The sequence below is a fragment of the Hymenobacter cyanobacteriorum genome (assembly GCF_022631375.1).
GTDB lineage: Bacteria > Bacteroidota > Bacteroidia > Cytophagales > Hymenobacteraceae > Hymenobacter > Hymenobacter cyanobacteriorum.
The window spans coordinates 1043566-1067616 of record NZ_JALBGC010000003.1 but is presented as its reverse complement, the minus strand read 5'-3'; the positions used below and the strand labels follow the sequence as shown (position 1 = coordinate 1067616).

Genomic DNA, 24051 nt, shown 5'->3' with positions numbered 1-24051 from the left:
TCTTACTCTTGTTCGTCCTTTCTCTTCTATATGAAGCAAGCTTATTCTCTGCTTTTACTAGTGCTGTTGCTGGGGCTGCCCGCTTTCCGCAGCCACGCCCAGCAGGCCCCCGAGCCGCTGGTAACCGGCGACTTTGTGCGGGTGCCCTTCGAGGAGTTTGCCCGCCAGCTCGAAGCCCAGACCAACTACCGGTTCTACTTCGACCCGCGCTCGGTGGACAGCCTGCGCATAACCGTGCGGGTGCAGAACCAGCCCGTGCAGGCCGTGCTGTACCAGGCGCTGCTGGGCAGCAACTACCGCTTCGGCGTCGATGCCCAACGGCGGGTGTTTGTGTCGTCGGGCACGGCCATCAACCCGGCGCTGCCCGAAGATTTTTTCCAGCCCCAGGGTACTTCGGCCCTGGCCGACTTGCCCGATGATGAGCCCGTGGCGGTGGCGGCCGGCCGCTCGCACCTCATCAGCGCGGCCGAGTACAAGGTGTACACCATTGGCACGGGCAGCACCAGCGGGCGGGCCACGCTGGCCGGCCACCTGCGCGATGTGAAAACCGGCGAGCCCGTAATCGGGGCGTCTATTTACGATGAGGCGCTGAACGTGGGCGCCAGCACCGACCAGTTTGGGGCCTACTCGCTGACGCTGCCCGTGGGCCGCCGCAACCTGAAAATTCGCGGCGTGGGCATCAAAAACACCCGCCGCCAGGTGATACTGCGCGGCGACGGCAAGCTGGAGATTGAAACGGAAGAAGACATCGTGACCCTGAAAGAGGTGGTCGTAGAGGCCGAGAAGGACAAGAACGTGTCGAGCCTGCAGATGGGCGTGGAGAAAATCGACATCAAGACCATGCGCCAAGTGCCCACGGCCTTCGGCGAAACCGACATTCTGCGGGTGGTGATGACCTTGCCCGGCGTGAAAACCGTGGGCGAGGGCAGCACCGGTCTGAACGTGCGCGGCGGGGCCACCGACCAAAACCTGATTCTGTTCAACGACGCGCCCATTTACAACCCGTCGCATTTGTTCGGGTTTTTCTCGGCCTTCAACCCCGACATTCTGCAGGGCGTGGAGCTGTACAAAAGCGCCATTCCGGCCAAGTACGGCGGGCGCTTGTCGTCGGTGCTCGACATTACGACCCGCGAAGGCAACAAGAAGAAGCTGGGCGGCTCGGGCGGTATTGGCCCGCTCACCAGCCGCCTGATGCTGGAGGGGCCCATTTTCAAGGATAAAAGCTCGTTCATCATCAGCGGACGGGCCAGCTACTCCGACTGGCTGCTGAAGCAGCTGCCCAACCGCAGCTTCTCGCAGAGCGCGGCCTCGTTCTACGACCTTACGGCCCACATCAGCCACGAGTTCAACGACAAAAACACGCTTTATGCCACGGCTTACTACAGCACCGACAAGTTCCGGCTGGCCAGCGACACCACCTACCATTACGTGAACCAGACGGCCAGCCTGAAATGGCGGCACACGTTCAGCAACAAGCTGTTTGGCGTGCTCACGGGCACTTACAGCCACTACGACTACGACGTGACCAGCCGCCAGGACGAGACGACGGCCTCGCAGCTGCGCTACGGCATCAACCAGACGGGCGCGAAGCTCGATTTTAATTTCTTCCCCAATTCGCGGCATACCCTCGACTTTGGGGCCAGCTCGACGCTCTACGACATCATGCCCGGCAGCCTGCTGCCGCAGGGCGAGGCCTCGCTGGTGCGGCCCGACGTGCTGAACAAGGAAAAGGCCCTGGAAAGCGCCCTGTATGCGTCGGACCGGTTCGACATTACGCCGCGCTTTTCGGTGTCGGTGGGTTTGCGCTATTCGTTTTTCCAGGCGCTGGGGCCGCGCGACGTGTACCAGTACGCGCCGGGCGAGTCGCGCTCCGAGTCGTCCATCATCGACACGGTGCGCTACGGCAACAACCAGACCGTGGCCCGCTACCACGGCCCGGAATACCGGCTGTCGACCCGCTATTCGCTCTCGGATAACTCGTCGGTGAAAGCCAGCTACACCCGCACCCGCCAGTACATCCACCAGCTCACCAACACGGCCTCGGTGTCGCCTACCGACATCTGGAAGCTAAGCGACAACAACATCCGGCCGCAGGTGGGCGACCAATACTCGATTGGCTACTACCGCAACTTCAAGAACAACACCATCGAAGCGTCGGTAGAAACCTATTATAAGACACTGAAAGACTTTGTGGACTACAAGAGTGGGGCCACGCTGGTGCTCAACCACCACATCGAAACCGACATCATCAACGCCCAGGGCAAAGCCTACGGCGTGGAAGTGTTTGTGAAAAAGCTCACGGGCAAGCTGAACGGCTGGGTGAGCTACACCTATTCGCGCTCGCTGGTGCAGGTGAATGCCGCTACTACCGCCGACATGATAAACGGCGGCAACTACTACCCCAGCAACTTCGACAAGCCCCACGACGTGACGCTGGTGGGCAACTACCGCCTGAGCCGCCGCTTCAGCACCTCGCTCAACTTCAACTACAGCACCGGCCGGCCCATCACCCTGCCGCTGGCCAAGTACTACGTGAACAACGCCTACCGCGTGTACTACTCCGACCGCAACCAGTACCGCGTGCCCGACTACTACCGCGTCGACCTGGCCCTGAACATCGAGGGCGGCCACAAGGTGAAGAAGCTGGGCCACAGCTCCTGGACGGTGGGCGTGTACAACCTAACGGGCCGCCGCAACCCGTACTCCATCTACTTTAAGTCGACGAACGGGCAAATCCGGGGCTACCAGTTGTCGATTTTCGGCAACCCCATCCCCACGGTCACCTATAATTTCAAATTCTAGATGAAGACCTCCGCCTTTTTCTCGCGGCTGACCGGGCTGGGCATTGGCTTGCTGGGCGTGGCGCTGGCCGGCTGCACGGACCCGTATTTGCCGTCGGCCATCCAGAACCCGCCGCGGCTGCTCGTCGTCGACGGCTTCATCAACAGCAAGGGCGCCACCACCCTGCTGCTCTCGCGCGCCTCGAACCTGGCCGCCCCCGCCGCCCCGCCGGCCGAAACCAAGGCCCGCGTTTACGTCGAAGAACTCGGCGGCCCCAGCGTGCAGCTCACCGAAAGCCCGGCCGGCACCTACACCTCCGCCGCCCGCACCCTGAACCCGGCCAAAAAGTACCGCCTGCACCTGACCACCGCCGCCGGCCAGGAGTTCGCCACCGACTACCAGCCCGTGGTCACCACCCCGCCCTTCGACCGCTTCGGCTGGCGCGCCGAGCCCGACGGGCTGAAAATCTTCCTCGCCGCCCACGACGCTGCCAACGCCACCCACTTCTACCGCTGGCAGTACGAGGAAACCTGGGAGTCCATCCCCATCATCGTCCCGACGCTGGAATGGGAAGTGCTCTACGGCCCGTCGGAGGGCCGGCTCATTCCCATCCGCAACCGGTTTCCGCTCATCTGCTGGGGCAACGAAAAGTCCTCGGACATCAAGCTGGTGAACACCACGCGCCTGGCCCAGGACGTGGTGGCCGACTACGTGGTGCGCGCCCTGCCCACCACCAGCTACCGCCTGCGCCACCGTTACAGCATCCTCGTCACGCAAGCGGCGCAGTCGGAGGACGAGTTTCACTACTGGGAATTGCTGAAAAAGAACACCGAGAACATCGGCACCTTGTTCGACCCCCAGCCCGTGCAGCTCACCGGCAACGTGCGCTGCCTCTCCGACCCCGCGGCCCTGGCCCTGGGCTTCGTGGGCGTGCACTCCGTCGAGCAGCGCCGCCTCTTCGTCGAGCGCAGCCAGCTGCCCTTCGACTGGAACATCAGCAGCGAATACGATAAATGCCCGACGGATGTAGTTAAAACAATCCTTATTCCGCAGGTCTTCGGCTCGCCCGATAACATTCCCATCATCTATGCGCCCGATGGCGTGCTGGCCACCAGCCGCGAGTGCGTGGACTGCCGCCTGCATGGCAGCGTGGTGAAACCGCCGTTTTGGCCCTAGGCCACCCGGCTTCTTATTTCTTGTCTGACTGGTCCTTCCAATGATACATAAGCTAAAATCAGCTGAGTCACTGCTGTTGGCAGTGGGCCTGCTTGGGCTGGGGTTGAGCAGTTGCACGGACCCGTATTTGCCGTCGGCCATCCAAAACCCGCCGCGGCTGCTGGTCGTCGACGGCTTCATCAACAGCAAGGGCGCCACCACCCTGCTGCTCTCGCGCGCCTCGAACCTGGCCGCCCCCGCCGCCCCGCCGGCCGAAACCAAGGCCCGCGTTTACGTCGAAGAACTCGGCGGCCCCAGCGTGCAGCTCACCGAAAGCCCGGCCGGCACCTACACCTCCGCCGCCCGCACCCTGAACCCGGCCAAAAAGTACCGCCTGCACCTGACCACCGCCGCCGGCCAGGAGTTCGCCACCGACTACCAGCCCGTGGTCACCACCCCGCCCTTCGACCGCTTCGGCTGGCGCGCCGAGCCCGACGGGCTGAAAATCTTCCTCGCCGCCCACGACGACGCCAACGCCACCCACTTCTACCGCTGGCAGTACGAGGAAACCTGGGAGTCTATTCCCATCATCGTCCCGACGCTGGAATGGGAAGTGCTTTTTTCTGGTCCTGTGGAGGGCCGCTTGATTCCCATTCGCAACCGCTACCCACTCATTTGCTGGGGCAACGAGAAGTCGTCCGACATCCGGCTATTCAATACGTCACGCTTGAGTCAGGACGTGGTGGCCGACTACGTGGTGCGCGCCCTGCCCACCACCAGCTACCGCCTGCGCCACCGCTACAGCATCCTCGTCACCCAGGCGGCGCAGTCGGAGGACGAGTTTCACTACTGGGAGCTGCTCAAGAAAAACACCGAGAACATCGGCACCCTCTTCGACCCCCAGCCCGTGCAGCTCACCGGCAACGTGCGTTGCCTCTCCGACCCCGCCGCCCTGGCTCTGGGCTTTGTGGGCGTGCACTCCGTCGAGCAGCGCCGCCTCCTCGTCGAGCGCAGCCAGCTGCCCTTCGACTGGAACATCAGCAGCGAATACGATAAATGCCCAACAGATACTATCATACCTAAGCTTTACCCCCAAGTTTTTGGCTCCGCCTACAATAGCCCTATCCGTTATGTACCTGGCGGCACCTTGGCTACCAGCCGCGAATGTGTAGACTGCCGCCTGCACGGCAGCGCGGTGAAACCGCCGTTCTGGCCCTAGGGCTTCTCCAGCTTCCTTTCTTTTTCGATTATTCCTTCCTAATGATTACTAAGGCGAAATCAACTGTCGCTTCATTGCTACTGTTGCTAGGCATTGGCTTGCTGGGCGTGATGCTGGGTGGGTGCACGGACCCGTATTTGCCCTCGGCCATCCAGAACCCGCCGCGGCTGCTGGTCGTCGACGGCTTCATCAACAGCAAGGGCGCCACCACCCTGCTGCTCTCGCGCGCCTCGAACCTGGCCGCCCCCGCCGCCCCGCCGGCCGAAACCAAGGCCCGCGTTTACGTCGAAGAACTCGGCGGCCCCAGCGTGCAGCTCACCGAAAGCCCGGCCGGCACCTACACCTCCGCCGCCCGCACCCTGAACCCGGCCAAAAAGTACCGCCTGCACCTGACCACCGCCGCCGGCCAGGAGTTCGCCACCGACTACCAGCCCGTGGTCACCACCCCGCCCTTCGACCGCTTCGGCTGGCGCGCCGAACCCGACGGGCTCAAAATCTTCCTCGCCACCCACGACGACGCCAACGCCACCCACTTCTACCGCTGGCAGTACGAGGAAACCTGGGAGTCCATCCCCATTCTTATTCCGAGCCTGGAGTGGCGGGTGCCGCCCGCCGCCCCGCGCGAAGGGCTTTTTCCCATCACCACGCGGTTTCCACGCATTTGCTGGGCCACTGAAAAGTCCACCAACATCAAGCTGGTGAACACCACGCGCCTGACGCGGGATGCTATTCCGGACTACGTGGTGCGCGCTCTGCCCACCACCAGCGACCGCCTGCATGACCGGTACAGCATTCTGGTGACGCAAGCGGCGCAGTCGGAGGACGAGTTTCACTACTGGGAATTGCTCAAGAAAAACACCGAGAACATCGGCACCTTGTTCGACCCCCAGCCCGTGCAGCTCACCGGCAACGTGCGCTGCCTCACCGACCCCGCCGCCCTGGCCCTGGGCTTCGTGGGCGTGCACTCCGTCGAGCAGCGCCGCCTCTTTGTCGAGCGCAGCCAGCTGCCCTTCGACTGGAACATCGCCGGCGAGTACGGCAAGTGCGTGCCCGACACCGTGCGCGGGCTGAGCATCGCATCGGCTTTTGGCTCGCCCGACTACATCCCCATATCCGCCACGGTCGGCGGGGTGCTGGGCATCGGCCGCCCCTGCGTGGACTGCCGCCTGCACGGCACCACCGTGAAACCGTCGTTCTGGCCCTAACCAGCCTCTTTCTCGCTCCTTCACTTCCTTTTTTGGCACATGATTAATCGGGCAAAAACCGGCCGCAACTTTCTGGCCGCGGCGCTGCTGGGGCTGCTGGCCGCCGGGCCGGCCGCGGGCCAGGCCGACTCGCTGGGCAGCATTACGCGTCGCCTGCAGCAGTACGCGCAGCGCGACCCGCACGAGAAGCTCTACCTGCACCTCGACCGGCCGCTGTACCTGAGCGGCGAAACCATGTGGTTTAAGGTGTACGCGGCAGAGGGCGCCCACGCCCGGCCGCTGGCCCTGAGCAGCGTGGCCTACGTGGAGGTGCTGGATGCCAAAAACCAGCCCGTGCTGCAAGGCAAAGTGGCCCTGAAAAACGCCACCGGCCACGGCTACTTCACGCTGCCAACCTCGCTGCCGGCGGGCAGCTACCGCGTGCGCGCCTACACCAGCTGGATGCAGAATTTCAGCCCCGAATACTACTTCAATACCGCCGTGACGGTGGTGAACACCCGGCAGGCCTCGGGCGCGCCCAAGGCCGACTCGGTGGCCTATGACGCGCAGTTTTTTCCGGAGGGCGGCAACCTGGTGCAGGGCCTGCGCAGCCGCGTGGCCTTTAAGGTAACCGACCCGGCCGGGCACGGCGTGGCGGCCACCGGCCAGGTGCTCGACAACAAGGGGGCCGTGGTGGCCACGTTTGCCACGCAGCAGCTGGGCATGGGCAGCTTTTTCCTCACGCCTCTCGACAGCCAGCAGCCCTACACGGCCGTGCTGAAGCCAAGCGGCTCGCCTGCCCGCCCGGTGCGCCGGGCGCTGCCCCGCGCCTTCGGGCAGGGCTACGTGCTGCGCCTCGACGACACCAGCCCCACCCAGCTCACCCTCACGGTGAATGCCACCGGCCAGCAGCCCGAAACGCTGTACCTGCTGGGCCACTCGCGCCAGAAAGTGGCCCTCACGGCCCGCCTGGCGCTGGCCAACGGCCAGGCCACGTACGCGTTCGACAAAAGCCAGCTGCTGGAGGGCATTTCGCACCTCACCCTGTTCACGGCCGGCCGGCAGCCGGTGTGCGAGCGGCTGTATTTCCGGGCACCCACCCGGCACCTGGCCCTGGCGGCCAGCGCCGACCAGCCCAGCTACGCCGCCCGCGCCCCGGTGAGCGTGCAGGTAGCCGCTCCCGGCCAGATGGGGCGCAGCAGCGTGTCGATGGCCGTGTACCAGCTCGATTCGCTGGCTACCACGCCGCCGGCCGCCATCGAGGAATACCTGTGGCTGGTGGCCGACCTGAAGGGCTACATCGAAGCCCCCGGCACCTACTTTGCGGCCACCGAGGCCGCCCGCACCGCCGCCGATAACCTGATGCTGACCCAGGGCTGGAGCCGCTGGCGCTGGGAAGACGTGCTGGCGGGCACGGCCGCCCGGTTCGGGCACGTGCCCGAGCCCAACGGCCCCATCATCACGGGCCGCATCACGCGGGCCGGCACCAACGCCCCCGCGCCCTGGACGATGGCCTACCTCGCCTCGCCGAGCCGGACGCTGCGCCTGAGCAACTCGCTCAGCAATGCCGACGGCCGCGTGCGCTTCGAGCTGGGGCCGCTGCCCGGGCCGCGCGAGCTGGTGGTGCAAACCGACCCGCGCCAGGACAGCACCAGCCAGATTACCCTGCTCGAACCGTTTTCGACCAGCTACGCGGCCTCGGCGCTGCCGGGCTACGGGCTGCTGCCGCGCTTCGCGCCGGAGTATGCCCGGCGCCACCTGCAGGCCCAGACGCAGCGCGTGTACCTCGACCGCCGCCGGCCGGCCCTGGCACCGGAAACGGGCGATACCACGTCGTTTTTCGGCAAAGCCACCGAAACGTATTACCTGGACCGCTACACGCGCTTTAAGGTGATGGAGGAAGTGCTGCGCGAGTACGTGCCCGGCGTGGTGGTGCGCATTCGCAAGGACGGCTACCACCTGATGGTGGACGACCTCATCAACAAGGCCCTGCTGGGCAACAACCCCATGGTGCTGCTCGACGGGGTGCCGGTGTTCAACATGAACAAAATAATGGCCCTGAACCCGCTGAAGGTGCAGAAGCTGGAGGTGATGGACAGCCGCTACGTGCACGGCGCGGCCATCTACGACGGGCTGGTGAGCTTCACGACCTACAAGGGCGACCTCGAAGGCTTTCAGCTCGACCCGCACGCGCTGGTGCAGCAGTACGAGGGCACGCAGGCGCAGCGCGAGTTCTTCGCTCCGCGCTACGACACGCCCGAAGCCCGCCAAAGCCGCCTGCCCGACCTGCGCAACCTGCTCTACTGGAATCCCAACATCGGCCTGGCCGGGGCCACGCCCCAAACCCTGCGCTTCTACACCGGCGACCAGGCCGGGCGCTACCTCGTGGTGCTTCAGGGCCTGGCCGCCGACGGAAAAGCCGGCAGCCAGCAGTTTACCTTCGATGTGAAGCCCGCCTTGTAAGCTGACCGTTCCTGGCCACCCATAACGAAAAAAATGCCCGGTGCTGCGTAGCACCGGGCCTTTTTGCTATTTTGCTATCTATGAAACTGTTTAGAAACTCGGTATTTCTTGTGTGTTTGTCATTCTGAGTGCAGCGAAGAACCTTCTCACGGCTGAGCAACTTTATCAGGACGTGAGAAGGTCCTTCGCTACGCTCAGGATGACAACGTTTTCGACTTTCTAAGCCAGCAACCGAGCCGCCAGCGGCTGCTAGTGCTGCACCTGCTGGCGGCTGGGGGCCCCAGCAGGCGTGGGCACTTCCAGGTAGTAGAAGCCGTTGGGCAGGGCGCGCACGTCGAGCACCACGCGGGCACTGGTGGCGGGGGCGTGGCGCAGGGTGCGGCCCTGGGCATCGCGCAGGCGCACCTGGCCATGCGCGCCGGCCGGCACGGGCACCGTGAGGTCGGTGGCGGCGGGGTTGGGATAGGCAGTGGTGCTGGCCTGGCGGCACTCTACGCAGGGCTCGGGCTCGATGGGGCCGCCGCCGCTGCAGTCACCGTAGATGGAAATTTGCCAGCAGTTTTGGGATTTGGATTATTTATCCGCAAGGACTGGGCTGAACCCTCCCTCGGTGCGGTGAGCACGCTCAGCAACGCAATTGAACAGCTTAACAACCGGAAGTAAAAGTGTTTCATGATATTGTTGAAAATGGTGAAATGACGAAAAAAATCAAAACTTTACTGCAGCCCCAATCAATTGGATGGGCCGCCAAGCCACGCTAAACACATTTGCGGTATTGCTACGACCTCCATAGCCTGGCCCATTATAATAAATGTGCTTTGTAACAATATCTTGCTGTTGATGAGAATAGACTATCGACACAGCGCTTTCTGCAAACAACAATACTCTGTTAGCGACTTGGTATTGCAGGGTTACAAAAGGCCGCGTCTGTACGCCCCAAGTGTTGACAGTTTTACTATATGTTTCCACCGCTGGTAGCACTTGCCCCGGGTCAGAAAATTGCAACAAGTACTCGGAACGCAGCCGGTTCCACCCAAAGCCTGCTTCAAGCCCGTAGGTGTAGTAGAAATGCTTGCTGATTGGTTTCTTCCATTCATAGCCTGCGTAAACATTTAAGTCCAGGGCAGTAGTATTAGGACCTTCCACAAACCCTATCAGAGTATTGGAAGGAGCATATTCCAAGTAATTGGTTGTGTCGCGGCGGCTATACTGCCCCACTAGCCGCAGGCGCAAGGCCTTGGTTGGCGTGAGCTGCCGCCTGTAGAGCAGGCCCAGCGGCAGGCTGCGGTTGTTGCGAAAGAAACCGTCGAGCACCGGGCTGGCCGTCAGGCCCAGCTGGTGCTTGTATGCGCGGGCCGTGTCGGTCGGGGCGGGGGTTTGGGCGGCGGCGGCCACCGGCAGCAGCAGGCCCAGCAGGGCCGGGCGCAGGGTGCGGAAAGGCGAAGGAAACATTGAAAGGGGGGGGAATAGCTACTAATATCCAAAAAGGTAATGCACCGTCAACTTGCTGACGGGCAGCAGCGTATTTTGAAAATTTTGCTCTTTGTATTCGCCATGTGGTATGCTTAAAATTTCGCCGGTATCAGTGCGCGAAACGACAGAACCGAAGTCGGCGCTGCTGTACGTGTAGCTCAGGTTTAGCGTGGTTTCAGCGCTGACATAGAGATAAGGCAGGAAGTGGTAGCGTATCCCGATAAAAGGCCGCAGGAAACCAGAATATGCCTTGTCAATACTCCGTCCCTTCTCCGCCAGCACTACGTCGGCCCCATTCATGGTCACGAAACGCTCCGTATCCTGGTCGTAGCGGTAATGGCTGTAGCCGGCCCCTAGGTCTGCGCCAGTGAAGGCGACCCACCGCTTGGTCAGTGGCTTCTGCCATTCCAGGCCGACGGCGGCCTCCACATAGTAGCGCAGCGTTGCGTACGCGTTGTTGGTTTTGGGCTGGGGGTCGTAGCGCTCGTGGTACTGCTGGCTGAACACCGCGCCGTAGCGCCAGGCCCGGTACGGGGCTGCCTGCCGTTTGTAGAGCAGGCCCAGCGGCAGGCTGCGGTTGTTGCGGAAGAAGCCCTCGAGCACGGGGCTGGCCGTCAGGCCCAGCTGGTGCTTGTAGGCGCGGGCCGTGTCGGCCAGGGCCGGGGCGGGGGTTTGGGCGGCGGCGGCCACCGGCAGCAGGCCCAGCAGGGCCGGGCGCAGCGTGCGGAAAGGCGAAGGAAACATTGAAAGGGGGGGAATAGCTACTAATAACCAAAGAGGTAATGCACAGTCACTTGCTGAATCGGGCGAAAAACTGTTTGAAGGCGGTGCTCTTGGTAGGTTCCGCTGCCTTCCACGATGAGTTCCCCCGTGTCTGTGCGCGTCGTTCTTAATTTCGAGTCCCAACTTGTATGGGAGTACATCGCTTCCAGGGCGGCCTCGGCACTGGCATACAGGTAAGGCAGGAAGTGGTAGCGTACCCCCACCAACGGACGGATAACCCCGGAGTAAGTCAGGAAGCGGAAAAACTCATTGTCTGCCCATATCACGTCCGCGCCGTTCATGGTGACAAAGCGTTGCAACTCTTTCTCTTCCTTGTACCGGTTGACACCAGCACCTACTTCGACGCCGACATAGCCAACCCAACGCTTGCTTAGCGAGCGTTGCCATTCCTGGCCGACGGAGACGCTTACACCTAAATTCTGGATAGTGTACGCATTGTTGGTTTTGGGCTGGGGGTCGTAGCGCTCGTGGTACTGCTGGCTGAACACCGCGCCGTAGCGCCAGGCCCGGTGCGGGGCTGCCTGCCGCTTGTAGAGCAGGCCCAGCGGCAGGCTGCGGTTGTTGCGGAAGAAGCCCTCGAGCACGGGGCTGGCCGTCAGGCCCAGCGCGTGCTTGTAGGTGCGGGCCGTGTCGGCCGGGGCGGGGGTTTGGGCGGCGGCGGCCACGGGCAGCAGCAGGGCTAGCAGGGCCAGGCGCAGCGTGCGGAAAGGCGAAGGAAACATTGAAAGGGGTAAAAGGGAATAGTGAAGGGCAAAGAACGGCCCGCCACCGGCGCGGCAGCAATTGCGGCATGCCGGCAAAGGTGCCCGCGCCAGCCGGCCCAAGCAAGGACACTTTGCCTGCCTGTCAGACTATGATTTATTGATTATGCAATTGATTTATATCATTGTTTTTTTTTCAAAAACCGGCTTTACGGCCCTGTCCGTGCGGGTGGGCAGCGCGGGCACAACGACAAAAGCGGCCATTTATGACATGGGGTCTTCCGATTGCGGCACGGGCTGTGTTTTGGCTGCGCGCCGGGCGCACAACAAGCCGTTGCCGGGGCAAAGCCCGGGCGGAAAAGGCCGCCGATTCTGGCCGCTTTCCCGCCCGGGCGTACCTTCGCCTTCATGTCCGACACCACTGCCGCCGCCCCCAAGAAGCTCTTCCTGCTCGACGCCTTTGCCCTCATCTACCGCTCGCATTTCGCGTTCAGCAAAAACCCGCGCATCAACTCCAAAGGCATGAACACGGGCGCCGTGCTCGGCTTCACCAACACGCTGGTGGAAGTGCTGCAAAAGGAAAAGCCCACCCATATTGGCGTGTGCTTCGACGGGCCGAAAAAGACCTTCCGGCACGAGCAGTTTGCCGCCTACAAGGCCCAGCGCCAGGCCATGCCCGAGGACATCGGCATTGCCCTGCCCTACATCAAGAAAATTATTCACGGCTTCCACATTCCTATTCTGATGCTCGACGGCTTTGAGGCCGACGACGTCATCGGCACACTGGCCCAGAAGGCCGAAAAGGAAGGCTTCGAGGTGTTTATGATGACGCCCGACAAGGACTACTGCCAGCTCGTGACGGAGCACATCAAAATCTACCGGCCGGCCTTCATGGGCAACGCGGCCGAAATCCTGGACGTGGCCCACGTGCTGGCCCGCTTCGAGATTGAGCGCGTGGAGCAGGTGATTGACATTCTGGGCCTGCAGGGCGACGCGTCGGACAATATTCCCGGCATTCCCGGCATCGGCGAGAAAACGGCCAAGACGCTCATTCAGAAGTACGGCTCGGTCGAAAACCTGCTGGCCAACGTGGACGAGCTCAAAGGCAAGCAGCAGGAAAACGTGCGCAACTTCGCCGAGCAGGGCCTGATGAGCAAGGAGCTGGCCACCATCCACGTGAACGTGCCGCTGGAGTTCGAGCCCGAAAAGCTGGTGCTCGACGCGCCCGACGAAACGGTGTTGCGCGAACTGTTTGAGGAGCTGGAGTTTCGGCAGCTGGCCGCCCGCATCCTGAGCGGCGGCGGCCCCGAGCGCACGCCGGCCGGCGTGGCCGCGCCCGGCTCCAAGCCCGTGCGCCGGCCCAAGCTGGTGCCCGGTGGGCAGGCCTCGCTCTTTGGCAATAGCGAAGATGCAGCCGTGGCCATTGGTGCCGAAGAAGGCGAAACGGCCGGTTTCGGTGCCCCCGCCGGCCCCCGCAAGCGGCTCGAAGACGTGCCCTACCAGTACCACCTGATGGACACGCCCGAGCTGCGCAAGTCGCTGCTCAGCTTCCTGTTGCAGCAGGAGGAAGTTAGCTTCGATACCGAAACCACCGGGCTGGATACCATGACGGCGCGGCTGGTGGGTTTGAGCTTCTCGTGGCTGCCGGGCGAGGCCTACTACGTGCCCGTGCCGGCCGACGACCAGGCCGCCACCCAGGCCATCGTAGACGAATTCTGCCCATTTTTTGAGTCGAAAACCATTCTGAAAATCGGCCAGAACATCAAGTACGACCTCACCATCCTCAAGCATTACAAGGTCAATATTTCGGGCCCGCTGTTCGATACCATGCTGGCCCACTACCTCATCGAGCCCGACATGCGCCACAACATGGACGTGCTGGCCGAAACCTACCTGCACTACTCGCCAGTGCCCATCATCGAGCTCATCGGCCCCAAAGGCAAGAAGCAGATAACCATGGCCGACCTGCCCCCGGCCGCCGTGAAAGACTACGCCTGCGAGGATGCGGACGTAACGCTCCAGCTCAAGCACGTCTTCGAGCCGATGCTACGCGACCTGGGTCTGCTGGGCTTGCTGAACGACGTGGAAAACCCGCTGGTGCCGGTATTGGCCGACATCGAGTACGAGGGCGTGAAGATTGACAGCGTGGCCATGGGCGAGTACTCGGCCGAGCTGCAAGGTTACGTGAGCGAGCTGGAAACCCAAATTTTCCGTGAGGCCGGGCAGGAGTTCAACATCGGCTCGCCGAAGCAGTTGGGCGAGGTGCTGTTCGACAAAATGGACATCGGCAAGGGCAAAATTAAGAAAACCAAAACCGGGCAGTACGCCACCGGCGAGGAAATCCTGAGCCAGCTCGCCGCCGAAAACCCCATTGCCGCCCTCATCCTCGAATACCGCCAGCTCACCAAGTTGCGCAGCACCTACGTGGAAGCCCTGCCCCAGTTGGTGAGCGTGGTTGATGGCCGCGTGCACACCAACTTCAATCAGGCCGTGGCCGCGACCGGCCGCCTCAGCAGCACCAACCCCAACCTGCAGAACATCCCCATTCGCACCGAGCGGGGCCGCGAAATCCGCAAAGCCTTCGTGCCGCGCGACGATAAGCACGTGCTGCTGGCGGCCGACTACTCGCAGGTGGAACTGCGCATCATGGCCGACTTCTCGGGCGATAAAACCATGATTGAAGCCTTTCGCCTGGGCCAGGACGTGCACACCAGCACCGCCAGCAAGGTGTTTCGGGTGCCGCTGGAGGAAGTGGACTCCGAGATGCGCCGCAAGGCCAAAACCGTCAATTTCGGCATCATCTACGGCATTTCCGCGTTTGGCCTCGCCCAGCGCATCGGCATCAGCCGCAAGGAAGCTACCGATATTATCGAAACCTACTTCCAGGAATTCCCGAGCGTGAAGGCGTTTATGGACGACAGCATCAACCGCGCCCGCGAGCTGGAATACGCCGAAACGCTGCTCAAGCGCCGCCGCTACCTGCGCGACATCAACTCGCGCAACGCCACGCTGCGCGGCTACACCGAGCGCAACGCCATCAACGCCCCCATCCAGGGCACGGCTGCCGACATCATCAAAATGGCCATGATTAACATCCACCACTGGCTGCGCGAGGAGAAGCTCGGCACCAAGATGATTCTGCAGGTGCACGACGAACTCGTGTTCGACGCCGTGGCCGAGGAGGTGGACTACATCACGCCCAAAATCAAAGAGCTGATGACCACCGCGCTATTGCTGCCGCATGGCGTGCCGCTGGAAGTGGAAGTGGGCTCGGGCCGTAATTGGCTACAGGCGCACTAGTACCCCGGCTGCGGTGCCAGAGCTGTTGCCTTGCCAGCAGTGCGTCGCAGTTGGGGTTTGCCGGCACTTCGAAAAATGACGCTGTATTAGAACGGCTTGTAAACCACAGTTGTGGTGGAGCCGTTGCCTTGGTTTGTTTGGCTTCTATAAAGCGTCAGCGTTGAATCGCTGACCTGGATGCCACCGGGAGCTATTCCTGGAATGTTGTTGCTCAATACCCCTATTGCGAGGATGCTAATGTTACCCGTTTCGGATAATCCCCATCTGGTTGCATTCGTTTGGAGGTCGGTCGGTGCACATCGGCTGTTCCCTTCGTCGTTCACCAATGTAAAATCCGGGTTGAACTGGAGGAAATCGTCGCGTCGGCAAGCCGGCATTGCAGCATACAAGTCCGTCAAAACCCACGTGCTACCCGACCCCGAGTAGTTGCTATACACCGTGTAACGACTCATGCGCCACTTATGCGCGGTGAGGCGGTTGAACGCTACCTGGTAGTTGGCCGACGGCGGCGTGAAGTTGCCTTTATCGGAATAGAGGTAGACGGCCCCACCACTGTAGCGCAACTGCAACGTGTTGGCAGTGAGCGCCACAATCTCAACTTCTATTTGTCCATAGGTAACATCGGGCAGCTCGGCCAGCGACAATCGGGTTTCGTTGGCGGCAAAAGACCACGCGATGTCGCGCGGGCCCTCGCCATTGCAGCTGATAGCACCCGGGCTGAAGGTAAAAGACTGATTCGCTTTGAAGGAAAGCGAATTGTCCTTCACACAATTCGACATGGCAGGGAATCGGTCGACAACTCCCCCAACCGGCGAGATTTCGTTATACCCAACCAAAAACCACGGATGGGCAGTTAACAAGTCTGTTTTGGATGGTGCCGGTTTGGATGGTGCCGGGTCGGCACTTTTGCAGTTCTGTAGAGCGAGGAAAGAAATTGCGCCGATAGCGCCAATGAGGACTTGAAGTAGACGTACCCGCATAAAATTTTCAGGAAAGAGTTGCGACCAAGTACCCCCTGCTGCAGCGGGGCCATTATTTAACTCACTTACGACTGCCGGAGTACACCATGGGCCTATACTTGCTCACTGAATGTATCAAATATATGCAGCAACAGGTAATCTACAATTGCTACTCCTCGGATTTTCACCCGCACAACCACCTGAATTAAAGCATTTTATTCACTACGCTCTGCTGGCATTTCTCATCGAACAAGTGCTATGCAGGTAGTGGAAGAATGCCCTGAGCCTAATTTGCCCAAACACGCCGGAAATGGAAGTGGCCCTGGGCCGAAACTGGCTGCAGGCGTACCAAGGCAGAAGCTGTCATTCCGACGCAGGAGGAATCTGCGAGAATCAAGCTTCTGGTTCCTCCTGCAATGCCTATTACTCCCTACCCAAACCGCCTGCCCCATCGTATAGCCACCGTACCTCACCCACACCTGCTATGCGCCACGCCTCCCACACCACCACGCTCCAGAACGTTACCCGCGGCCTGCTGGGCACTTTTATGATTGTAGCCGGCACCAGCCACCTCACCTTTGCGCGGCGCGATTTTCAGGCCCAGGTGCCCGATTTCGTACCGGAAGACAAAGACACCGTAGTGCTGCAGTCGGGAGTGGTAGAAATTGGCCTGGGGCTGGCCCTGCTGTTGCTGAAAGGTAAAAACCGCGTGCGCATGGGCTTCGGTTTGGCGGCATTTTACGCGGCGGTATTCCCGGGCAACATTCACCAGTACCAGCAGCATCTGTCCGCCTTCGGCCTCGACACCGATAAGAAGCGACTGGCCCGCCTGTTCTTCCAGCCCGTGCTGATTGGCGCGGCCCTGTATTCGACGGGCGCTTTGAATGCGCTGACGAAAAAGAAATAACAGCACGCAATGGACCGCCCCGACCAAAAAGCCCTGCTGGCAGAATTGACCAGCCTGATTACCAAAGGCAACGCGCACGCAACGTTTGAAGAAGCCTGCGCCGACCTGACACCCAAAATCTGGAACCAGCACGTGCCCGATGTGCCCTACACCATCTGGCAGTTGGTGGAGCACGTGCGCATTGCGCAATGGGATATTGTGGAGTTCTGCGTTGAGCCCGAGCACAAGTCGCCGAAGTGGCCGGAGGGGTACTGGCCGGCCCGGGATGCCACCGCTGACGAGGAGCAATGGCAGGAAACGCTCGACCAGATTCGGCAGGACCGGCAGCGGTTTCTGCACCTGCTGCACGCGCCCGGCACCGACCTGCTGGCCCGCCTGCCGCACGGTACTGGTCAGACCATTCTGCGCGAGGCTTTCCTGATTGCCGACCATGCCGCCTACCATACCGGCGAAATCATTCTGGTGCGCCGCCTGCTGCACGCCTGGAAATAAGTTAGCGAACCGGCGGGCTCCCGGGCAACTGCCACAGCAGCGGGTGCATCTGTGGCAGCATAGTGCCCCGGCCGCTCTGGGCCGAATGCGCTGCCTTGTCCGCCATGAAAAACCTGTTTTTGCTGTTGCTGATGTTGTTGTGCGGCCGGGCCAGCTACGCCCAAGCGCCTCCCACCACCGCTACCCTCACCGCGCTGATGCAGAAAGCCGGTGTGCCCGGCATGCAGCTGGTGTACGCCCACGGCGGCCGGGTGCGGGCTTACGCGCTGGGGCAGCGCACCGCCGGCCAGCCGGCCGCCGTGGACGCGACCACTACGTTCGAAGCGGCTTCGCTGGGCAAAGCGGTGCTGGCCTATGTGGCGCTGCGGCTGGTGGACCGGGGCGTGCTGACGCTGGACAAGCCGCTGCTGGCTTACGCGCCCTACCCGCGTCTGCAAGGCGCGGCCAACGCCGACCGAATAACGGCCCGCATGGTGCTGGGCCACACCACTGGCCTGCCCAACTGGGCTACTAACCCCCTGAGCCCGGAGTGGCCCACCACGCCGCTGCGCTTGAAATACGCACCCGACAGCTGCTGGAACTACTCGGGCGAGGGCTACGTGTTTCTGCAGAAAACCCTGGAGCACCTCACCGGCAAGCCGTTCGAAACGCTGGCACGGGAGGAAGTTTTCCAGCCGTTGAGGATGAAGCACAGCGGCTTTGCGTGGCAGAAGAAATTCGCCGCCAACGCGGCCTCGGGCCACGATGGTCAGAGGCAGCCGGTTGCCATCAGCCACTTTCCGGCGGCCTATGGGGCCTTCAGCCTGCTGAGCACTGCGGCCGACTATAGCCGGTTTTTGCAGGCAGTGATGACGGGCCAGGGGCTGAAGCCCGCCACCGCGCTGCTGCTGCGCACGCCCGCCAACGAGGCCCGGCGCTGCGGCCAGCCGGCCACTGCCACCGACCCGTTTATCGCCTGGGCTTGCGGCGTGGGGCTGGCCACCACCAGCCGCGGCCTGGCCCAGTGGCAGTGGGGCGACAACGGCAATTTCAAAGGCTTCTACCTGACCCTGCCCGGCACACAGGAAAGCCTGGTTTTCCTCACCAACAGTTCCAACGGCCCCAAAATGGCCGATGAGCTGCTGCATCTGTTCTTCGGGCCGGGTGAATACAGCGCCCTGCAGTGGCTGGCCGAATAGCCGGCGCGAGGTAGCGGGCCGAAACTGTAGCGGCGTAGTAGCTTCGGGCTGCGCCAGCTGGCCGGTCAACCGACGGCACGTTCTCTTATGAAGCTTTTCTTCTCCTGCCGAAACTCATTCATCGCCCGCCTGGGTCTAAGCCGTGGCATCAGGGCCGGCTTATTGGTTGTGGGCAGCACCTTCGCGAGCCACGCCCAGCCCGCCAGTCCCGCTCCTACTGCCATGTTGTTGCGGCCCGCCGCCGTGTTCGATGGCCAGGACCGTCACGAAGGCTGGGCGGTGTTGGTCGAAAACAATAAAATAACCGCCGTGGGCCCGGCTGCGCAGGTGACTGCCCCAGCCGGCGCGCGCATGCTCGACCTGCCCGGCCTCACGCTGCTACCCGGCCTCATCGAAGGCCACTCGCACCTGCTGCTGCACCCCTACAACGAAACCACCTGGAACGACCAGGTACTGCTCGAAAGCCAGGCGCTGCGCGTGGCCCGCGCCACCGCCCACGCTCAGCGCACGCTGCTGGCCGGCTTCACCACCGCCCGCGACCTCGGTACCGAAGGCGCGGGCTACGCCGACGTAGGCCTGAAGCAGGCCATCGACCAGGGCATCATTCCCGGCCCGCGCCTGCTGGTAGCCACCCGGGCGCTGGTAGCCACCGGCAGCTACGGTCCCAAGCTGTCGGTAGATGAGGACGTGCCCCAGGGCGCGCAGGAAGCCGACGGCGTCGACGGCATCATCCGGGCCGTGCGCGAGCAGATGGGCAAGGGTGCCGACCTCATCAAAGTATACGCCGACTACCGCTGGGGTGCCGATGGCTCGGCTCAGCCCACGTTCTCGCAGGACGAGCTGAACCTGATTGTGCAAACCGCCCGCTCGGCCGGGCGCGGCGTGGTGGCCCATGCCAGCACGCCCGAGGGCATGCGCCGCGCCATTCTGGCCGGCGTCGAAACCATCGAGCACGGCGACGGCGGCACGCCCGAAATCTTTGCCCTGATGCAGAAACGCGGCGTGGCCCTCTGCCCCACCGTGGCCGCCGGCGACGCCACCGCCCAATACAAAGGCTGGCGCAAGGGCACCGACCCCGCCCCCGCCCGCATTCAGCAAAAACACGTGAGCATGGCGGCGGCCGTGAAAGCCGGCGTGGCGCTGGCCATGGGCGGCGACGTGGGCGTATTTGCCCACGGCGACAATGCCCGCGAAATGGAACTGCTGGTGCGCGACTACGGCCTCAGCCCGCTGCTGGTGCTGCGCCAGGCCACCAGCGGCAACGCCCGCATCTTCCACCTCGCCGACCGCGGCCGCCTCGCCCCCGGCCTGCTGGCCGACCTGGTGGCCGTGGCCGGCGACCCCACGCAGGATGTGGCCGCGCTGCGCCAAATCCGGCTGGTGATGAAGGGCGGGGTGCTCTACCGCCAGCCGTAGCGCGGCTTTTCAGCGCTTGCGCAGCAGGTACACCAGGCTGCCGGACGTGCCAGTGGCCGTCATCTGCACCACTTCCCAGCCGTCGGCAGCGGCTTCGTTGAGCGCTTTAGTCAGGGCTTCGCGGGCCAGGCGCGCACGCTTCTCCAGCAGTTGGAGGCCTCGGTTCATATTGTCCTGCTCGACCTGATTCTCTTTGCGAATGTCCTCCTCGGTTTGCTGGTGCGTTTTGCCGTCAGCGTCCGTAACGAACGTGCCTTTATCGGTAGTTACCGTGGTGCCGCTGGTGCTGCTGCCGTAGGTGGTTCGGGTTGGCCCTTGCATAAAGCGCATGGGCGACACCTCCTGAGTGTCCGCGCCTTCGGCCACCAGTTCGCCGGTTTTGCCTTTGAACGCGGGCGTGTAGTGCAATACCTCGCGCCCGGCCAGCCAGTTGGGGCCTTCAAAAAAAATCTGCATATACACCACCGGCGGCCCCTTCTGGGCGCAGCCGGGAACCGCCAGTAGAGTTGCCAACAACAGGAACAGCGGCAGAAGCAATGATTTTAGCATGAAAAGCAGGGTTGGAATGGTGCCTCAAGTTATTACGGGAATTGCGGGCCGGCCTTGGGGCAGCGCAAGCGGTTGTAGCAGCGCCTGCCCAGCACGCAGCCCGGCCGCATCCGGCCGCCACTGCAAAGCTTGCGTACAGCCTATTAAGCATTCCGGCCTTCCCTCTCATGAAAGAATTCTTCGCCAACCTCATTGGCCTCCACGAAACCGCCCAAACCATCAGCGCCGGGCAGATTTCGGCCCGCACGGTGCTGGTTTTCCTCATTGCCATCGTCCTGCTGCGCGTGTCGGGCCGGCGCACGTTCGCCAGCAACAGCGCCCTCGAAATGGTGGTTAAATTCATGCTCGGCGCCACGCTTAGCCGCGCCATTGCGGCCGATGCGCCGTTTTTCACCATTCTGGCTGCCGCGCTCACGCTGGTGCTCGTGCACCGGGCACTGGCCTACCTCACCTACTTTTTCCCCGCCATTGGCCGGCTGGTAAAGGGCGAAGCCAGCATCCTGGCCGAAGGCGCGACCGTGCATCACCACGAGCTGCGTCGGGCCAGCATCAGCCCCGAGGCCCTGCAATCGGGCCTGCGCGTGGGCGCCAACCTCGACGACCTGGCCCAGGCCGAAACTGTGCGCCTGGAGCACGATGGCACCATCAGCGTGGTGAAAAAGGCTACCTGAGCGCACCGCACCGCTGAGCTATGCGCAAAAAAGGCACGCCGGGCGGGACCCAGCGTGCCTTTTTTCAACGGATTGGCAATGCCCTACTTGCCCTTGCGGAAAATGTAGCGCGTCATAAAAATGCCGCTGCCCTGAATGGACGACGTGAGGGGCAGCGCCTGCACCAGTTCGTAGCCATCGGCGGCCATTTGCTGGGTGAGGGCCACAATGGTTTCCTCGTTTTTCTGGAGGTTGGCCATGTTCAGGCCAGTGAGGCTGAACAGGTTTTCCATGGGGGCTTCCTTCACGCCCTTGAAGGCCGGCGTGTACGAAACCTTGGACCGGCCAAAACCGCCCGGCACCACCGATTCGATGGTGGTGACCAGCTGGTACGTGTAGTTGCCGGGCGCCTGCGCTTTGGCCGGCGTGAAAGCCGCGCCGCCGGCCAACAGGCCCGCCACCAGCAGCGACTTGGTAAACGTGAATGACATGGGTTTTTAAGCAGAAAAAGTGAAACGTGGGGCGAATATAATCCGCCTCCCGTTTCACTTCCAATGCCGTAGCCGGCCAGTCGGGCAATTTAAACAACCGCCGAAGCCGGTGCTAGTCGCGCTTGTTTTTTAGCATGCCCCGCAGGGCGCTCAGTTCGTCGCGCAGCTTGGCGGCCGTCAGAAAGTCGAGGTCCTTGGCGGCGGCTTCCATCTGCTTTTCGGTGGTTTTGATGAGTTTTTCGAGCTCCACCTTGTTCATCATGGCCACCACGGGCTCGGCGGCCATGGCCAGGGCCACGCTGTCGGCTTCGGGGTTGCCGTAGCCGGCGGCTTCCACGGTGCGGTAGTCGGCCAGGTCGGTTTGGCCGATGATTTCGGCGTGGCTCTTGCGCACCGTGCGCGGCGTGATGTTGTGTTCCTCGTTGTAGGCCAGCTGGGTGGCACGGCGGCGATTGGTTTCGTCGATGGCGCGCTGCATCGAGCCGGTGATGCGGTCGGCGTACATAATTACTTTGCCCTTGTCATTCCGCGCCGCGCGGCCCATTGTCTGAATCAGGCTGCGCTGGTCGCGCAGGAAGCCTTCCTTATCGGCATCCAGAATGGCTACCAGGCTCACTTCGGGCAAGTCGAGGCCCTCCCGCAGCAGGTTCACGCCAATCAGCACGTCGATTTCGCCCAGCCGGAGCTTGCGCAGAATCTCCACCCGGTCGAGCGTTTTCACATCGGAGTGCACGTATTCGACCTTGATGCCGAGGCGGTCCATGTACTTGCTCAGCTCCTCGGCCATGCGTTTGGTGAGGGTGGTAACGAGCACCCGGTCGCCCATTTTCACGCGGTTGTCCACCTCGTCGAGCAGGTCGTCTATCTGGTTGATGCTGGGGCGAATGTCGATTTCGGGGTCGAGCAGGCCGGTGGGGCGAATAATCTGCTCCACCACCACGCCGTCGGCCTGGGCCAGCTCGTAGTCGGCCGGCGTGGCGCTCACGTACACGGCCTGCCGGAACATGCTCTCAAACTCGTTGAACGTCAGCGGCCGGTTATCGAGGGCCGAGGGCAATCGGAAACCATACTCGATGAGGGCGGTTTTGCGGCTGCGGTCGCCGCCCCACATGGCCCGAATCTGAGGCATGGTGGCGTGGCTTTCGTCCACCACCAGCAGGTAGTCGTCGGGGAAATAATCGAGCAGGCAGAACGGGCGCGAGCCCGGCGAGCGGCCATCAAAATAGCGCGAGTAGTTCTCAATGCCCGAGCAATAGCCCAGTTCCCGAATCATCTCCAAATCGAATTCGGTGCGCTCCATGATGCGCTTGGCTTCGGCGTCGCGGCCTTCTTTTTCGAAGTAGGCGTGCTGCTGCACCATGTCGTCCTGAATCTGCTTGATGGCCGAGTTCAAGGTTTCTTTGCCGGTCACGAACAGGTTGGCGGGGTACAGCGCCAGGCCGTGGGGTTCATCGCTCAGCTTCTTGCCGCTCACCGGGTCGATTTTGTGCACGCTCTCAATTTCATCGCCGAAGAAATACAGGCGAATGGCGTAGTCGGCGTAAGCCGGAAATACGTCCACCGTGTCGCCCTTCACCCGGAATGAGCCGCGCGTGAACTCCACCTCGGTGCGCGAGTACAGAATCTGCACGAACTGGTACAGCAGCGCATTGCGCGTGTAGCGCATGCCCGGCTTCAGGAAAATGACGTTTTTGGCGAATTCTTCGGGGTTGCCGATGCCGTAGATGCACGACACCGAGGCCACCACAATCACATCGCGCCGCCCGCTCAGCAGCGTGGAGGTGGTGTGCAGCCGCAGCTTCTCGATTTCCTGGTTGATGGCCAGGTCTTTCTCGATGAAAACGTCGGTGCTGGCAATGTAGGCCTCCGGCTGGTAGTAGTCGTAGTAGCTGATGTAGTACTCGACCGCATTATTCGGGAAAAACGCCTTAAACTCGCCGTAGAGCTGGGCGGCCAGCGTCTTGTTGTGGCACAGCACCAGGGCCGGCTTGCCGGTTTCGGCAATCACGTTGGCCATGGTGAAGGTTTTGCCGGTGCCGGTGGCACCCAGCAACACCTGGGCCGGCTCGCCGTTGTTCACGCCCTCCACGAGCTTGGCGATGGCGGTGGGCTGGTCGCCGGTGGGCTTAAATTCTGAGGTCAGTTGGTACTCCATGCAACGCGAAAGGTAGGCCGAATTGGTCAGCCTACCTTAACCCAAACCGCGCGCAATGGGTTTCGCGGGAATTGGAAAAGAGTGTAGAGTTGATAGAAACCAAAAGCACGTCATGCTGAGCCCAGTCGAAGCATCTCTACCACATTAGTAAATGAATTACTTACACGGTAGAGATGCTTCGACTAAGCTCAGCAT

19 protein-coding genes are annotated in these 24051 nt (G+C 62.2%); 11 read left to right on the top strand and 8 right to left on the bottom strand.

Annotation, left to right across the window (positions count from 1 at the left end):
• Positions 1 to 30: 30 nt before the first annotated feature.
• The 5 genes from MON38_RS14135 to MON38_RS14115 all read left to right on the top strand — a co-directional run bounded on the left by MON38_RS14135 (position 31) and on the right by MON38_RS14115 (position 8802).
• Positions 31 to 2802, top strand: a complete 2772-nt coding sequence (locus MON38_RS14135; RefSeq protein WP_241936816.1) for a TonB-dependent receptor — start codon at positions 31 to 33, stop codon at positions 2800 to 2802.
• A complete protein-coding gene (locus tag MON38_RS14130) occupies positions 2803 to 3957 on the top strand; it encodes a DUF4249 domain-containing protein (protein ID WP_241936815.1) in 1155 nt (384 codons plus the stop codon).
• 40 nt (positions 3958 to 3997) lie between these two features.
• The gene (locus MON38_RS14125; RefSeq protein ID WP_241936814.1) at positions 3998 to 5155 is read left to right on the top strand and encodes a DUF4249 domain-containing protein; all 1158 of its coding nucleotides are present in this window, start codon (positions 3998 to 4000) and stop codon (positions 5153 to 5155) included.
• 74 nt (positions 5156 to 5229) lie between these two features.
• Positions 5230 to 6360 (top strand): DUF4249 domain-containing protein, encoded by a 1131-nt coding sequence (locus tag MON38_RS14120; protein ID WP_241936813.1) that lies wholly within the window; start codon positions 5230 to 5232, stop codon positions 6358 to 6360.
• Between the two features lie 39 nt (positions 6361 to 6399).
• A complete protein-coding gene (locus tag MON38_RS14115) occupies positions 6400 to 8802 on the top strand; it encodes an MG2 domain-containing protein (RefSeq protein ID WP_241936812.1) in 2403 nt (800 codons plus the stop codon).
• A 249-nt stretch (positions 8803 to 9051) separates the two neighbouring features.
• Here the strand turns inward: MON38_RS14115 and MON38_RS14110 are convergent, their stop codons facing one another.
• The 4 genes from MON38_RS14110 to MON38_RS14095 form a co-directional block, all read right to left on the bottom strand.
• Entirely contained in the window at positions 9052 to 9315 is a 264-nt protein-coding gene (locus tag MON38_RS14110) for a T9SS type A sorting domain-containing protein (RefSeq protein WP_338423776.1), read from the bottom strand.
• A gap of 195 nt (positions 9316 to 9510) precedes the next feature.
• Positions 9511 to 10254 carry a hypothetical protein gene (locus MON38_RS14105; protein ID WP_241936810.1) on the bottom strand — a complete coding sequence of 248 codons (744 nt, stop codon included), beginning with the start codon at positions 10252 to 10254 and terminating at the stop codon, positions 9511 to 9513.
• A gap of 21 nt (positions 10255 to 10275) precedes the next feature.
• Positions 10276 to 11019: a hypothetical protein gene (locus MON38_RS14100; protein ID WP_241936809.1), complete on the bottom strand. Its 744-nt coding sequence runs from the start codon at positions 11017 to 11019 to the stop codon at positions 10276 to 10278.
• A 20-nt stretch (positions 11020 to 11039) separates the two neighbouring features.
• Positions 11040 to 11780 (bottom strand): hypothetical protein, encoded by a 741-nt coding sequence (locus MON38_RS14095; protein ID WP_241936808.1) that lies wholly within the window; start codon positions 11778 to 11780, stop codon positions 11040 to 11042.
• 387 nt (positions 11781 to 12167) lie between these two features.
• On the opposite strand from MON38_RS14095, the gene polA reads away from it, so the two are divergent.
• Entirely contained in the window at positions 12168 to 15059 is a 2892-nt protein-coding gene (polA, locus tag MON38_RS14090) for a DNA polymerase I (protein WP_241936807.1), read from the top strand.
• Between the two features lie 86 nt (positions 15060 to 15145).
• Here polA and MON38_RS14085 read toward each other — a convergent pair whose 3' ends face one another.
• The gene (locus MON38_RS14085) at positions 15146 to 16039 is read right to left on the bottom strand and encodes a hypothetical protein (protein WP_241936806.1); all 894 of its coding nucleotides are present in this window, start codon (positions 16037 to 16039) and stop codon (positions 15146 to 15148) included.
• Positions 16040 to 16502: 463 nt separating this feature from the next.
• Between MON38_RS14085 and MON38_RS14080 the strand changes: the two genes are divergently transcribed.
• The 4 genes from MON38_RS14080 to MON38_RS14065 all read left to right on the top strand — a co-directional run bounded on the left by MON38_RS14080 (position 16503) and on the right by MON38_RS14065 (position 20011).
• Positions 16503 to 16925: a DoxX family protein gene (locus MON38_RS14080; protein ID WP_241936805.1), complete on the top strand. Its 423-nt coding sequence runs from the start codon at positions 16503 to 16505 to the stop codon at positions 16923 to 16925.
• A 9-nt stretch (positions 16926 to 16934) separates the two neighbouring features.
• A complete protein-coding gene (locus MON38_RS14075; RefSeq protein WP_241936804.1) occupies positions 16935 to 17417 on the top strand; it encodes a DinB family protein in 483 nt (160 codons plus the stop codon).
• Between the two features lie 104 nt (positions 17418 to 17521).
• Positions 17522 to 18595, top strand: coding sequence for a serine hydrolase domain-containing protein (locus tag MON38_RS14070; protein WP_241936803.1), 1074 nt, complete (start codon positions 17522 to 17524; stop codon positions 18593 to 18595).
• Between the two features lie 87 nt (positions 18596 to 18682).
• Positions 18683 to 20011 (top strand): metal-dependent hydrolase family protein, encoded by a 1329-nt coding sequence (locus tag MON38_RS14065; protein WP_422388741.1) that lies wholly within the window; start codon positions 18683 to 18685, stop codon positions 20009 to 20011.
• Positions 20012 to 20020: 9 nt separating this feature from the next.
• Here the strand turns inward: MON38_RS14065 and MON38_RS14060 are convergent, their stop codons facing one another.
• Positions 20021 to 20560 (bottom strand): DUF4177 domain-containing protein, encoded by a 540-nt coding sequence (locus tag MON38_RS14060; RefSeq protein WP_241936802.1) that lies wholly within the window; start codon positions 20558 to 20560, stop codon positions 20021 to 20023.
• A gap of 167 nt (positions 20561 to 20727) precedes the next feature.
• On the opposite strand from MON38_RS14060, the gene MON38_RS14055 reads away from it, so the two are divergent.
• A complete protein-coding gene (locus MON38_RS14055; RefSeq protein ID WP_241936801.1) occupies positions 20728 to 21231 on the top strand; it encodes a DUF421 domain-containing protein in 504 nt (167 codons plus the stop codon).
• An 83-nt stretch (positions 21232 to 21314) separates the two neighbouring features.
• Here the strand turns inward: MON38_RS14055 and MON38_RS14050 are convergent, their stop codons facing one another.
• Both MON38_RS14050 and uvrB read right to left on the bottom strand, forming a co-directional pair.
• Complete coding sequence (locus MON38_RS14050; RefSeq protein ID WP_241936800.1) at positions 21315 to 21701, bottom strand: hypothetical protein; 387 nt, start codon at positions 21699 to 21701, stop codon at positions 21315 to 21317.
• Between the two features lie 112 nt (positions 21702 to 21813).
• Complete coding sequence (gene uvrB / locus MON38_RS14045) at positions 21814 to 23856, bottom strand: excinuclease ABC subunit UvrB (RefSeq protein WP_241936799.1); 2043 nt, start codon at positions 23854 to 23856, stop codon at positions 21814 to 21816.
• Between the last annotated feature and the right edge of the window lie 195 nt (positions 23857 to 24051).